The 12,436-nt window shown below is 66.0% G+C and carries 12 protein-coding genes; 4 read left to right on the forward strand and 8 right to left on the reverse strand.

All coding sequences use genetic code 11. From position 1 onward, the window contains the following. Positions 1-52: 52 nt before the first annotated feature. The 8 genes from NZ773_04975 to NZ773_05010 all read right to left on the reverse strand — a co-directional run bounded on the left by NZ773_04975 (position 53) and on the right by NZ773_05010 (position 7,901). Complete coding sequence (locus tag NZ773_04975) at positions 53-802, reverse strand: hypothetical protein (GenBank protein ID MCS6801278.1); 750 nt, start codon at positions 800-802, stop codon at positions 53-55. After that, positions 802-2,460 (reverse strand): VWA domain-containing protein, encoded by a 1,659-nt coding sequence (locus NZ773_04980; GenBank protein MCS6801279.1) that lies wholly within the window; start codon positions 2,458-2,460, stop codon positions 802-804. Before NZ773_04980 ends, NZ773_04975 begins: the two co-directional genes overlap by 1 nt. A 3-nt stretch (positions 2,461-2,463) precedes the next feature. After that, positions 2,464-3,630: a substrate-binding domain-containing protein gene (locus NZ773_04985; GenBank protein ID MCS6801280.1), complete on the reverse strand. Its 1,167-nt coding sequence runs from the start codon at positions 3,628-3,630 to the stop codon at positions 2,464-2,466. 11 nt (positions 3,631-3,641) lie between these two features. Then, positions 3,642-4,358, reverse strand: coding sequence for a hypothetical protein (locus tag NZ773_04990; protein ID MCS6801281.1), 717 nt, complete (start codon positions 4,356-4,358; stop codon positions 3,642-3,644). A gap of 76 nt (positions 4,359-4,434) precedes the next feature. Continuing rightward, positions 4,435-5,121, reverse strand: coding sequence for a response regulator transcription factor (locus NZ773_04995; GenBank protein MCS6801282.1), 687 nt, complete (start codon positions 5,119-5,121; stop codon positions 4,435-4,437). A 76-nt stretch (positions 5,122-5,197) separates the two neighbouring features. Beyond that, on the reverse strand, positions 5,198-5,866 hold the full coding sequence (locus tag NZ773_05000) for a class F sortase (protein ID MCS6801283.1): 669 nt from the start codon (positions 5,864-5,866) through the stop codon (positions 5,198-5,200). Further along, positions 5,863-6,702 carry a hypothetical protein gene (locus NZ773_05005; GenBank protein ID MCS6801284.1) on the reverse strand — a complete coding sequence of 280 codons (840 nt, stop codon included), beginning with the start codon at positions 6,700-6,702 and terminating at the stop codon, positions 5,863-5,865. Before NZ773_05005 ends, NZ773_05000 begins: the two co-directional genes overlap by 4 nt. Next, a complete protein-coding gene (locus NZ773_05010) occupies positions 6,699-7,901 on the reverse strand; it encodes a beta-propeller fold lactonase family protein (protein ID MCS6801285.1) in 1,203 nt (400 codons plus the stop codon). The genes NZ773_05005 and NZ773_05010 overlap by 4 nt, the downstream gene beginning before the upstream one ends. A gap of 231 nt (positions 7,902-8,132) precedes the next feature. On the opposite strand from NZ773_05010, the gene NZ773_05015 reads away from it, so the two are divergent. From NZ773_05015 to mrdA, 4 genes are read left to right on the forward strand one after another with little or no spacing between them, the layout of a single operon-like run. Further along, positions 8,133-9,188 carry a rod shape-determining protein gene (locus NZ773_05015; GenBank protein ID MCS6801286.1) on the forward strand — a complete coding sequence of 352 codons (1,056 nt, stop codon included), beginning with the start codon at positions 8,133-8,135 and terminating at the stop codon, positions 9,186-9,188. 6 nt (positions 9,189-9,194) lie between these two features. Beyond that, positions 9,195-10,022, forward strand: a complete 828-nt coding sequence (gene mreC / locus NZ773_05020) for a rod shape-determining protein MreC (GenBank protein MCS6801287.1) — start codon at positions 9,195-9,197, stop codon at positions 10,020-10,022. Next, positions 10,019-10,522: a rod shape-determining protein MreD gene (gene mreD / locus NZ773_05025; protein ID MCS6801288.1), complete on the forward strand. Its 504-nt coding sequence runs from the start codon at positions 10,019-10,021 to the stop codon at positions 10,520-10,522. The genes mreC and mreD overlap by 4 nt, the downstream gene beginning before the upstream one ends. 4 nt (positions 10,523-10,526) lie before the next feature. Further along, a complete protein-coding gene (gene mrdA, locus NZ773_05030) occupies positions 10,527-12,428 on the forward strand; it encodes a penicillin-binding protein 2 (GenBank protein MCS6801289.1) in 1,902 nt (633 codons plus the stop codon). Positions 12,429-12,436: the final 8 nt, after the last annotated feature.

Genomic DNA, 12,436 nt, shown 5'->3' on the forward strand with positions numbered 1-12,436 from the left:
TGATGCCTGCTCTGCGCGGCGTTGCCTTCGGGAGCGGTGCGCCGCGGAGGCACTAGGGGGTGGAGGCGTACGCCTCCTCCAGCGCGCGGCGGAGCTGCGACAGTTCAGCGGCGCGGTCGGCTACCTCGTCAAGCGCCTGCTCCATCCGCCCGCCGCGAATTTCCCGCGTCGCGCCGATCATCTGCACCTCAGCGTAGCTCGAGCCGAGCTGCGCCAGCATCGCTTGGATCTTTTGCTCCGCTTCGGCGACCAAGCGTTCGAGGCGCAGAAGATTGTCGAGATGGGCGCGGTCATGCTCGCTCAAGCGGCCGGCGCGCTGCTGCGCCCGCAGCCGCGCGAGGTCGCGCTGGATGAGCCTGTCGTGGCGAAACCGTTCGATGCTCACGCCGAGTTCGAGGATGAGCGCCGCCGGATTGTCGAACTGGGCGGTGATCATCTCGAGACTGGCGCGTAGCTCCGGCCGCGGCGCGGCGGCGACTGCCTGCCGGATCGCCTCGCGATACTCTTGGGCGCGCTGGACCGCCTCGCGCAGTTCGCGCGTGCGCAGCCGGCGCAGGTCGAGGACGGGAGCGAGCGCTTCCTCAACCGCCCGTTCGTCGCGGAAAGTGGCCAGCACCATCGCCGCTGCCCCGATCAGCCCGAACCCCAGCCAGACGCCAAGCAGAACCGGCTGGCTATCGAAAAAGAGGATCGTCGCCGCGATCCCGGCGCAGGCGACCAGCACGACAACCGCCGTCTGCCAGCGGCCGAGGGCATAGAGGACAAGAGCGACAGCAGCGCGGCGGGCAGTCTGAGGCGGCATCAGAACGCCTGCGAGAGCGTGCGGTACAGCTTGCGGATCGTCTCGGGGTCGCTCCGGTACGCTTGCCCGTTCGTCGACTCGGCGATGCGGCGGAGGACGTCGAATTCCGCCTCGCCGCCATAGGCGATGGTGACGACGATGACCGGAGTGCCGGTGCGGCGCATCCGCTCTTGGATCGCCGCGATCAGCCGGCTCGGGTCGCCCCGCCCGGCAACGAGCTCGCGGCGGCTGGCGTTTTCCTCGCCGTCCGTCATGACAAGAACGACGTTGATCCGGTCGGGCTCGCGCAGTTCGCTGACCCGCTGGACCCCAAAGTCGATCGCGTCGTAGAGTGCGGTGTTGCCGCCCGGGGTCATCGCCCGGATCGCCCGCTCGAGGTCGCCCCGGTTTTTCTCGAGAGTGTCGAGCGGAACTTGCTCGCGCGTCGCTGTCGAAAAGGTCGCAAAGCCGACGCGATCGCGCCCATCCTTGATCTGGTCGACGAACGAGAGGAGAGCATCGCGGGCGCGGGTAATGCGGTCGCCCTGCATGCTGCCTGAGACATCGGCGATCAGATAGATGTTCGCCGGCCGCTTGAGCAGCGCCCAAGAGTCGCGGATGCGTTCGAGCACCGGCGTGGCGGGCAGGACAAGGGAGGTGAACGGCTGGGCAGGGTCGACCCCGTTCTCGCGCTGAATTGGCGAAGTCCGCTCGTCGAGCGCAACTCTCAGGTCGGCAGGACGGTAGCCTGCGGCGAGGATCAGCTGCCCGGTCTCGGGACGGCTGAGATAGTCGGTGAAGGCGCGGTAAGCGCGGCGCTGCTCGGCGGTCAGCCACGGTCCCTCGAGCAGCGCCAGCGGATGGTCCAGCCAGAGACTGCCCTCCGCCGGATAGACGGCGACCAGCTTCTCGCCGCTGGTCCGCGTGTTGAACAGAATGACGAACTGCTCTTGGACGACAAAGGCGTCGAGGTTCCGCCTCTCGCCCGCCAGCAGCCGGGCGATCAGCTGGTCCTCGGTCTCCGCGCCGTACTGCTGGACGGTGCGCTGTATCCGGCGGACGAACTCCACCGTCTCAGGGCGCTCGATGTCTCGGAGCGAAAGGCGGGGCGGGTTGCCGGCGCCGGCATAAAACTCCGCCGTGACCGCAAGCAGCCCGCTCGCCGTCGCGGTCGACGGGTGGCTCCAGCGGAAGTTCGGGTCGCGCAGCGCCCGGTCCAGGATCGTCGCCCAGCCGACCGGCCGAGCCGGGTAGTTGAACTCGCGGGCGACCCGCTCCCACATCGCGATGACGATCGGCGAGACGGCGTAGCGCGTCAGCGAGCTGGCGAGCCCGGGGGCATCCGGATTCTTCGTCTGCCAAGCGCGGTCGATCTGGTCGAGCCAGACTGCCGAGTCCGGGGAGACGGCGGCGAAGCGCCCGCTCGTCGCAAGCTCGATCAGGTCGTCCGGGTCGAACTTGACCGGCTCGATGCGGTAGGGCGTCCCCGAGCGGTTGAAGCCGTCTGCCAGCTGGCGAAAGAGGGTCTCTTTCTCCGGGGAGTAGCCGACCCGAAGGACGTTCGCGTCGCTGGCGCGCTGCTCGGGCGACGGCAGAAAGAGAATCGCCGCCATCCCACAGCAGAACAGGAGCGCGTTGCAGGCGAAGACGGCGATGAGGATCCAGCGGACGCTTCGCATCGTCTACTGCTCGTAGGTCCGGACGAACCAGTTCAGCAGCTCGACCACACCGCTGCGCGACGCCGGCCGCATCCGCGAGGCGCTCGGCACCTGCTCGCGGAAGCCCATCGCGCTCCAGCGGGCGATCAGGCTGCCCTCGACATTCATCGGGACGTCCGGGTTGGCGGGCCGCAGCCCGTAGCGGAGAGCGTTCTGCTGCTGCTCCACCGAAAGGAGATAGCGCTTGAAGTCGAGGGCGGCGTTCTTCTCAGCGGCCGGCGTCTCCGGGCCCATGTAGATCGCGAAGGGGAAGTCAAACCACGTGATCGGGTCGGGATACTGGATGACGAGCGGCTCCTTCCAGCGGCGCTGCAGGCCCTCCATGTTGGTGAGGAGATACGCTTCGATCACCTGGCCGGCATCGCCGTTCGAGTAGCCGAACAGCAGCATGTTCTCGACCCCGAAAGGACTGAAGTCGACCACCGAGTCGAGCGTCTCGCGCAGCCACGTCTGGAATTGGGGGTTCTTGAGATCCTCGGTCGAAACGCTCGCCTTGCCGTAATAGGCGCCGGCAGCGGCGACCATCGCGGCGAGGCCGGCAGGGTCGCGCTTCGGATGCGGAATGACGAGCTTGAAGCGGCCCCATTCCGGCTGGCCGCCGAGCGCCGCCCAGTTGCGGCTGAGAGCGGCATCATGGATATCGCGCCAATCGACAGCGCCGTCGGCGCCGTAGCGGGCGTTGAGCACGCGATAGCGCGACTCGAAGATCGCCCAGACCTGCGGCGACAGCGCTACCGGCTGGTCGCGGTATTCACCACCCGGCAGAAAGACGTCGCGGCCCAGCCGCTCAGCAACGGCGACATTCGCTTGGCCGACCCAATCGCGGGTCTCCGCGAGCCACGCTGTCGGCACGCGGTCCCAATCGCCGCGCGACCACCGGTTGAGCGCAGACACGCCGTCCATCGGGATCACGTCGATGGTGACCGGCGCGCCCTCGATCGTGGGGCGGGTGGCGTTGTAGCGCCGCGCGGCGTCGCTCACCCACGGCTCTGCAGGCAGTGCGGTGATGATCCGAACGGTGACCGGGCTCGGCTGCCCGGCGCGATTGGAGATGAAGACGACCGCCATCGCGCCGGCGATCAGCGTCGCGCCGGCAAGGAGCGCGAGAAGCAGGCGCGTCGGGGCGCGCATGGCGCTCCTTCCTAGCGCTCCCCGTCAGGGAGCTGGGGCGCTCCGCTCCGGCGGAGACCGAGCCGCGCTTCACGGGCGGCAAGCTGCTGTTCGATCTCGTCGGCGCCGAGCACCGCGTCGATCCGCGCCTCCAGCGTGTCGCGGGCTGCTTCTTCCTTCCCTTGCGCCAACTCGAGCTCTTGGCGCGCCCGCTCGATCAGCGCATCGGTTTTGCTCTTGTCGCCGATGTCGCGGATGCCTTGCTGCGCTTTCAAGCGGAGTTCGCTCGCGCGCTTCTGTTCCAGCAGCGACACGAGTTCTTGCCGCCGCGCCCTCGTGATCTCGATCTGCGCCTGCAGCTTCGCCTTCGCGTCGGCCAGTTTCTCGGCTTCCTGCTGAGACTGCTGGAGGTTTTCACGGATGTCCTCGAGCAGCCCGAGTTTGGTATTCAGCACTGCTTGCCGGGCCGCCGCCAATGTGCGCTCTCCTTTTTGGAGCAGCCGGTCGACGTCGGAGTCGAGCTTCGCCACTTCTGCTTCGATCTCTTCAAGCTGGCGAGTCAACGTTCGAGTTCGGCCGCGCTCGATCCCTTCCGCCGTCTGCAGCGACTCGTACGCCTCGCCCATCCGGTTGAGGTACTCGTCGAAGACGGCGAGGCGGTTCATGCTGAGCGCCTTGTCGAGCACAGCGTTGATGTTGGCGGAGATAAGCAGGCTGACGCGGTCGAGGATCGACGTATACCCGGCCATTGGCGGCCCCCTCCCTGCCTGGCGTTCGCTCGTTGCTCAATTCTACGCTGCCGGCAGCGGAAGGGGTCCTGCCTGGTTAGACTTCCTCGTTCTTGCGAGGCGGCGTGATCCCTTGGCGGACGGCGTACGTTGCGGCCTGAACGCGGTCGTTGATCTGGAGCTTCTTGAAGATCGTGCTGAGATAGTTCTTGACGGTCTTTTCGGAGAGATAGAGGGTTGCCGCAATCTCTTTGTTCGAGGCGCCAGTCGAAACGAGGCGCAGGATGTCGGTCTCGCGCTCCGTCAGTTGTTCGAGGCGCGAGGTGGCGGAGGAGCCGCTCGGCGCAAGGCGCTGAAACTCTCTCAGCAGGTTGCCGGCGATCGTCGGGTCGATCAGGGCGGCGCCGTTCGCGACCGCGCGGATTGCCGTCGTCACTTCGCTCGCGCGCGCGCTCTTGAGGAGATAGCCGCGCGCGCCTGCCCGCACCGCCTCGAAAACATACTGGTCTTGCCGATACATGCTGAGAATAATGATCCCGACGTCGGGGAATTCCTTCAACACCTGTCGTGTCGCTGCAACTCCATCAACGACAGGCATGTTGATATCCATCAGAATGACATCAGGGTGCAGTTCGCGCACCCGGTCGTTCACTTCTGAGCCGTCGGCCGCTTCGCCAACGACCTCGATATCGGGCTCGACCTCAAGGAGTTGGCGAAGGCCTTGACGAACTAACGTGTGATCGTCGACGAGAAGCACACGAATCTTTTTTTGCTCCGCGCTCATACCATCGCCGCCTCTTCGAAATTGCGTTGAGTATACCGATCGCACTCGTGAAGAGCAATCAACACGAACGCCGATCTCAACGGCGGGACCCTGCTCCGCGATCGGCGGAACTGTCGGCGCTCTCTCCTGCTTCTGCCCGCACGATAACCCGGAGGCTGTAGTCGCGAGTGCGGTAGTCGAACATGCCGCCGCAGGTAATCAGGGTCACCGTCGGACGCGCCGTCGGGCCGAAGATCTGGGCGAGCGGCGCAGTCGCCGGCTCGACTGTCCAGACTTCCCGCACGCGGAAGCGATGGGAGGCGCCGTCGCTGGCGATCGTTTCGATTTCATCCCCCGGTGTCAGTTCGCGAAGGCGGGCGAAGACGGCAAGACGACCGCCCCAATCGACATGGCCGGCGAAGACACTGTTGCCCGGCAAGCCGGGGGGGGCGCTTCCTTCATACCACACCACATACTCCCCGTTCGTCGGCAGAACCATCTCGCCCGCCGCGTCGAGGCCGACTTCCTGCACCCGCGCATCGACGCCGATCCGCGGGATCCGCAGCCGCTTCGGCGGCAAGAAGAGGGGGGCGATCACGGGCGTTCGCCGGGCGACAGGGGGGGACAGCGAGACGGTTGCGGTCGGAGGAGGAGGGCTCGCAGTCGGAGACGCTGCTGGCTGCGCAGGAGAGCGCTCGCCGCGGGCAGGAGCGCACGCACCGAGGAGAAGGGCGCTGCCAAGCGTGAGAAGGGCACGCCGGTTCATCGCTCTCCTTCGACGCGGAACGGGACATACGCAGCCCGGTCGCCTTGGCGGATGCTGACGTAGATCGTGCCCGTCGCCTGCTCCGGCAGGTGAACACTGCCGACGAAGGCGCCGGTTGGGCCAGCCCGCGTTCGTGCCAGTTCGCTCATTCCCTCTTCGCTCGGTGCTGGACCCCATCGGATCGCAATCTCGCCGCCTGGGGTCCAGTTCGCTCCCGAGATGGTGACGCGGCTGCCTCGCGGGCCGCTGCTTGGCGCCATCGTCATTCGGGGTTGGCTGTCGGCAGGCGGGTCAACCTGCAGCGGAGGACGCGAGAGCGCTGACGGCGTCGGAGAAGGAGTGGGGTTCGGCGTCACCGTTGCCGTGCTCGGGGCAGCGGGCGGAGTAGAGGGGCGCGTCGGCGGGAAGAGCGTGTAGGTGGTGACAGTGGGGTGCGGTGTCGTCATCGGCTGTGACTGGACAGTCGTTCGTGTGAACGGCCGCAAGAGGCTCGCCTCGAGGCTGATGACGAAGAGAACGACCGCCGCGATCAGCCCGACCCGAAGAAGAAAACCTCCCGAGAGCAGTGCGGGGAGGCGCCATCGCGGCCGTGCCGCCGGCGGGGCAGGAAGCGGCTCAGTTGACTCGCGCATCCCCACCGCCAGCACATAGGCCGGACAGTTGACGTGATTGGCAGTCAGGCAGAACAGCCCTTGCTGGACCCGCGCAATTTCCGACCCGGTGCGCTTGGCGTAGCAACGGTGGCCTGGCCACGGGATCGACGTGCGCGTCCAGCGGTCGTGCTCGGTGCCGAGAAACTCGCAGGGCCGGTCGCGCTCACTCGCTGGGGCGGTCATGGCGCGCTCCTGCGCCATCGTGCGCCGAGGAGCACAAGCACGATGGCGAGGGGAAGGAGGATCGCGCTGCTGGGGGCGCTCCCGTCCCCGGTGCGCGGCAGCGCGGCGGGCAGCGGGGGAAGAGGCGGCGCGCTCGCTGGGCGCGGCTCTGCGCTTCCACTTGGGGCGCGGGGTACTGGCCGGTCCGGCTCGAGGGCGGGCGGCGTCGCAATACCGGGCAGCCCGCCGGGCAGCAGGTTCGGCTGGAGCGGCGAAATCGCGATGCCGGTTGGGTCCGGCTGGACGCGGATAACCGCTCGTACCAGCTCGGTCGCGGGGTCAATAGCGGCGACGGTCGCGTCCCGCGCGTTCACCACATACAGCGTCCCTCCGTCAGGCGCGACCGCGATCGCGATAGGCATGCGCCCGACGGCGAGCGTTGAACGAACGCGCCCCGCCTCAATGTCGACAAACGAGAGGGTGTTGTTCCCGCTGTTGGCAACGTAGAGCGTCCGCCCATCCGGCGCGATCGCGAGCGCGCTGGGCGCTTCGCCGACGGGGATCGTCGCAATGCTCTCTCGCCGCGCGAGGTCGATAAGGGTGACGCTGTTGCTCTGACGGTTAGCGACGAACGCCTGCCCAGGCGCGACGGCGAGAGCGGCAGCCCCCTCGCCGACGGGGAGCGACCCCACAACGCGACCCGAGACATCGTAGATCGACAGCGAACGCTCGCTTGGCACGAGGGCAAGGAGAAGATTTCCCCCCGGCGTGAGCGCAAGGGCGCTCGGCGGTCCAAGAGCGCCAAGGCTGCCGACCCGCGCTCCAGTGGCGGTGTCCATCACAAAGATCTGGTTCGAGGCGGCGCTCGCGATGTAGAGATAGCGGCCGGTAGGGTCGAGCGCGAGCGCCGCTGGCGGTCCGCCGACGGGATAGGTCTTGACCACCGAGTCGATCGGCGCTTCGATCACGGAGATGGTGTTGGACCCGCGGTTGGCGACGTAGGCAAAACGTCCGTCGCCGCTGTACACCACCGCCCGCGGGTCGAGGCCGACGTCGATTGTCGCAAGCACTTCATTCTCGGTCGCCGAGAGAATACTCACCTGATTCCCCGCGCCGTGGGTGACATAGATCGTGCCAACCCCATTTGCTGCGGCGAACGGAACAGCGGGGATGACGGCGAGCAGGACCAAGCCGAGGACGATGAGGACAGTTCGCTGCACGGTGGGTTCTCCGCGAGAACTCGCCCGGATCGTAGCGAGGCAGCCGCTCCTTCCCTGTATCAGGAAATCCCCGAAACCGTGAGCCGCCGACCCTGACCGACAGACCAAGCGGCCAAGCTCTTGAGGAGATGGCTGTGCTATACTCAGGCCGGCGACCGGCCGAAGAAGCGGGCCGTCGTTGACATTTCCGCGCGAGCTGCTGAGTCCGGGGCGCCGCTTGTGTTCAGTCCGATCAACAGCCTACTCGGCTTCTTCTCGCACGATATCGGGATCGATCTCGGGACGGCGAACACCCTTGTTTTGGTGAAAGGCAAGGGGGTGGTGATCAACGAGCCGTCGGTGGTCGCCTACGACAAGAAAAACCGGCGGGTCCAAGCGGTTGGGGCTGAGGCGAAGCGGATGGTGGGGCGAACGCCGGCGAGCATCGTGGCAGTGCGCCCTCTCCGCGACGGGGTGATCTCGGATTTCGAGACCACCGAGCGGATGCTGCAGTACTTCATCGCGAAGGTGCACGAGAAGACGACCTTCATGGTGCCGAAGCCGCGCGTGGTGATCGGCATTCCGAGCGGGGTCACCGAGGTCGAAAAACGCGCTGTCCACGATGCCGCGCTCAATGCCGGGGCGCGCGAGGCGTATATCATCGAAGAGCCGATGGCCGCGGCCATCGGCGCAGGCCAGCCGGTCATGGAGCCTGCTGGTTCGATGATCGTCGATATCGGCGGCGGCACCACCGAGGTCGCCGTCATTTCGCTGGGCGGGATCGTCGCCAGCCGCTCGATCCGCATTGCCGGCGACGAGATGGACCAAGATATCATCGCCTATGCCCGCCAGAAGCATAACCTTCTGATCGGGGAGCGCACTGCCGAGCAGATCAAAATTCAGGCCGGCTCCGCCTACCCGCTCGAGGAGGAGATCGAAGTCACCTTGAAGGGGCGGGATGTGGTCACCGGCTTGCCGAAGCAGATCACGATCAGCAGCGTCGAGATCCGCGAGGCGATCTCCAACTCGGTCAACGCGATTGTCGAGGCGGTGAAATCGACGATCGAGATCACGCCGCCCGAGCTGATCGCCGACCTGATGGAGTACGGCATCGCGCTGGCGGGTGGCGGCGCGCTCCTGCGCGGGCTTGATCAGCGGCTGTCGCAGGAGACAAAGTTTCGTGTCTGGGTCGCGGATGACCCGCTCAGCTGCGTTGTCAAGGGCACTGGCGAGGTATTGGAAGACCTCGACCGGCTCCGCAAAGTGCTGGTGCAGCTGCAATACACAAAGCCGCCTCGCTACGGGTAAGCGCTCGTGATCCGCGCCCGTGCTGCTGTTGGACCGCTGCTCTGGCTCTGCTTTGCAGTCATCGGGATCTGGGTGGCGAATAGCGGTGTGGCACGGCCAGTGTTAGGCGCCGCATCGGCGGCCTTTGCGCCGGTCCAGCAGCTCCTGACCACCGTCGTGCAGCCGCTGGGCGCCCTTGTCCGCGGCGTGCTCGATGTTGGTGCCTCCCGCGAGGAGAACGAACGGCTCCGCCAGCTGGTCGATCGGCTGAATGCCGAAGTGGTGCGGCTCCAAGAGTCTGATATCGAAAACGAGCGGCTGCGGGCGATGCTCGACTTTCGCCGGCGCAACCCGCAGTTCGAGCTGATGGCGGCACGGATCATCGCGATGGACCCGAGCAGTCCCGTGCGCTCGGCGACGATCGACCGGGGCGCGGAGGCAGGGATCCGGGAGGGCATGGTTGTCCTCAGCCCGGCAGGCAACTTGGTCGGACGAGTGGTGCAGGTCTGGCCGACAACGGCGCGCGTCCTCTTCATTGTGGATTCGTCAAGTTCTGTCAACGCCTTAATCCAGCGCGCCGACTCGCGGGCGCTCGGCATCGTGAACGGCTTGCCCGGCGACCGCCTGCTGATGCGCTACCTCCCTCAGCAAGAGGAGATCCGGGCAGGCGATATCGTGGTGACCTCCGGGCTTGGCGAGAATTATCCCCGCGGCTTGCACATAGGCCAAGTTGTCGAGGTGAAGCGCAATCCGGTCGACCTGTTCCAAGAGGCGCGCGTTGACCCGGCGGTCAAGTTCTCGCGGTTGGACTCGGTCCAAGTGATTATGAATTTCTTTCCGGCCGGCTTGAATTGACGACGGCGCTTATCGCGGTGCTCTTCCTCCTTGCGGTGGTGCTGCTGCACGTGACCGTTTTGCCCACGGTGCTGCCGACTACCTTCCGTCCTGACGCGCTGCTGGCGGCGACAATGACGTGGGGCGCGCTTGCGGGCTACCGCCAAGCGGTCGCCGTTGGCGTGGTCGGCGGCTTTCTCGTCGACCTGTGGGGGGATGCCCCGATCGGGGTGACCGGCCTTCTCGTAGGCGCTGTCGCGTTCCTGACGGCCGTCGGCGAGATCCCGCTTGTCCCGGCGAATGCCCTCTTCCCGCTGCTTGCCGCCTTTGTTGGCGAGCTCCTTGTGCAGGGGCTTCGGATTATTCTGTTCCAAGCGCTTGGGCGGCCGGTCGAGATCGTCGAGCCGATGCCGGCGCTTATTCTGCTCACCGCCGTCTCGACGGCGTTGCTGGCGCTCGGGTTCTACCCCTTTGCGCGCTGGCTCGACCGGCGGCGGCGGGGACCGCGTCTCGAATGGTGAGGCCATGCTGACCACGCTCGGCGGCGGGACAAAGTTCAAATCGCCGAAGCGGCCGCGCCTCACTCCCGCGGCCGCAATCCGCCTCCGTTTCTGGGCGCTGCGCGCGGCGGTGTTTCTCCTTTTTGGCATCTTGATCGTTCAGCTGTGGCGGCTCCAAGTCGTCGAGGGGCGCGTCTATCAGACCCGCGCCGAGGTCAACCGGGTGCGCCTCCAAACGATCCCGCCAATCCGCGGCGTCGTCTTCGACCGAAATGGGCGGCAGCTCGTTCGCAATGTCCCGAGCTTTGTCGTGAGCGTGACGCCCTTCGACTTGCCGATCGATCAGCAAGCGCGGGTCGCTGAGCGCTTAGCGAAGCTGCTCAACATGCTGCCTGAGGATGTGGAGCGGCCGATCGCCCTGCGTCGGCTTCGCGGCGAAATCTTCCAGCCCGTCATTATCAAGTCGGGCATCGACCAGACCACGGCATTCATCATCGAGGAGAACAACGACAAGCTTCCTGGCGTCCAAGTGCGGACGGAGTCGGTACGGCAGTATCTCGGCGGGCCCATCTATTCCCACATTCTCGGCTATACCGGCCGCATCACCGAGGAGGAGTATCAAGCGCTGCGCCATCTCGGCTATACCCTGAACGACCGCCTCGGCAAGACGGGGGTCGAGCTGACCTTTGAGCGCGTACTGCGCGGACAGCCCGGCAAAGAGCAGATCATCGTCAATGCGACCGGCCGCCAAGTTGGGGAGCTCGACTCGATCGCTCCCGTTCCCGGCGACAACCTAGTCCTCACCATCGACAGCGATCTTCAGAGCTTCGTCGCCGATGCTGTGCGGGCGACGATGGGCAACTCGAAATACGCAGTCGGGATCGTCATTCACGTCAAAACGGGGGAGCTGCTCGCCTTCGTCTCGCTCCCGGGGTATGACAACAATCTGTTCTCCGGACCCGTGCCAGAGAAAGAGTGGAATGAACTGCTGACTAGTCCGTCACGGCCGCTCGTCAACCATGGGATTAGCGACAATTTCCCCCCGGGCTCGATCTTCAAGCTGATCACGGGGGCGGCGGCACTCCAAGAGAAGATCGCCACAGTCGATACCAAGATCTTTTCAAAAGGCTATCTTGAACTGCGCTCCGAGATCGACCCGCGCATTATTTACATCTTCCGTGACTGGGGCGCTCATGGATGGCTTGACTTCTATCAAGCGATGGCGCGCTCCGGCGATGTCTACTTTTACCAGCTTGCCGGCGGCCACTACGACTTTCCGGGGCTGGGGGCCGAGCGGCTCGCGGCCTATTCGCGCGCTTTCGGTCTTGGCGAGCCGACCGGCGTCGACCTTCCTGGCGAGGTCGGCGGGGTCGTTCCTACCCCGGCGTGGAAACTCCGGGAGTTCGGCGAGGAGTGGTACACCGGCGACACCTACAACATGGGGATCGGGCAGGGCTTCTGGGCGGTGACACCGCTCCAGATGCTGATGGTGGTGACTGCCTTCGCAAATGGCGGAGAACTCCTCCGGCCGCTGATCGTCAAAGAGATCCGCGATCCCAACAACAACGTCGTTCAGCGCTTCGAGCGAGAAGTCCGGCGGCGCGTTCCGGTGAGCGTCGACAATCTGAACGAAGTCAGCCGCGGAATGGTGCTCGGCGTGGAATGGGAGCAGGGAACAGCGCGCGAGGCTTTTGTTCCCGGGATGCGCATCGCGGCGAAGACCGGCACCGCCGAGTTCGGCCAGCGCGACCCGCGGACAGGCTGGTACGAGTCGCAGCACGGCTGGTGCTTCGCCTTCGGGCCGGTCGAAAACCCGGAGATCGCGGTCCTCGTCTTTCATGAGTTCGGCAGCGGCGGCCAAACGGCCGCCCCTGCTGTCGGGCGCATCCTCCGCTATTACTTCTCCCGCGGCCAGTTGGCGCGCTAGGGACGCCC

Source organism: Dehalococcoidia bacterium (assembly GCA_025054935.1).
Lineage (GTDB): Bacteria > Chloroflexota > Dehalococcoidia > SpSt-223 > SpSt-223 > JANWZD01.

Bases quoted from the DNA above. Each gene is read 5' to 3' on its own strand.
- NZ773_04975 (MCS6801278.1), bottom strand. From the start codon at position 802: ATGCCGCCTCAGACTGCCCGCCGCGCTGCTGTCGCTCTTGTCCTCTAT.
- NZ773_04980 (MCS6801279.1), bottom strand. From the start codon at position 2,460: ATGCGAAGCGTCCGCTGGATCCTCATCGCCGTCTTCGCCTGCAACGCG.
- NZ773_04985 (MCS6801280.1), bottom strand. From the start codon at position 3,630: ATGCGCGCCCCGACGCGCCTGCTTCTCGCGCTCCTTGCCGGCGCGACG.
- NZ773_04990 (MCS6801281.1), bottom strand. From the start codon at position 4,358: ATGGCCGGGTATACGTCGATCCTCGACCGCGTCAGCCTGCTTATCTCC.
- NZ773_04995 (MCS6801282.1), bottom strand. From the start codon at position 5,121: ATGAGCGCGGAGCAAAAAAAGATTCGTGTGCTTCTCGTCGACGATCAC.
- NZ773_05000 (MCS6801283.1), bottom strand. From the start codon at position 5,866: ATGAACCGGCGTGCCCTTCTCACGCTTGGCAGCGCCCTTCTCCTCGGT.
- NZ773_05005 (MCS6801284.1), bottom strand. From the start codon at position 6,702: ATGACCGCCCCAGCGAGTGAGCGCGACCGGCCCTGCGAGTTTCTCGGC.
- mrdA (MCS6801289.1), top strand. From the start codon at position 10,527: ATGCTGACCACGCTCGGCGGCGGGACAAAGTTCAAATCGCCGAAGCGG.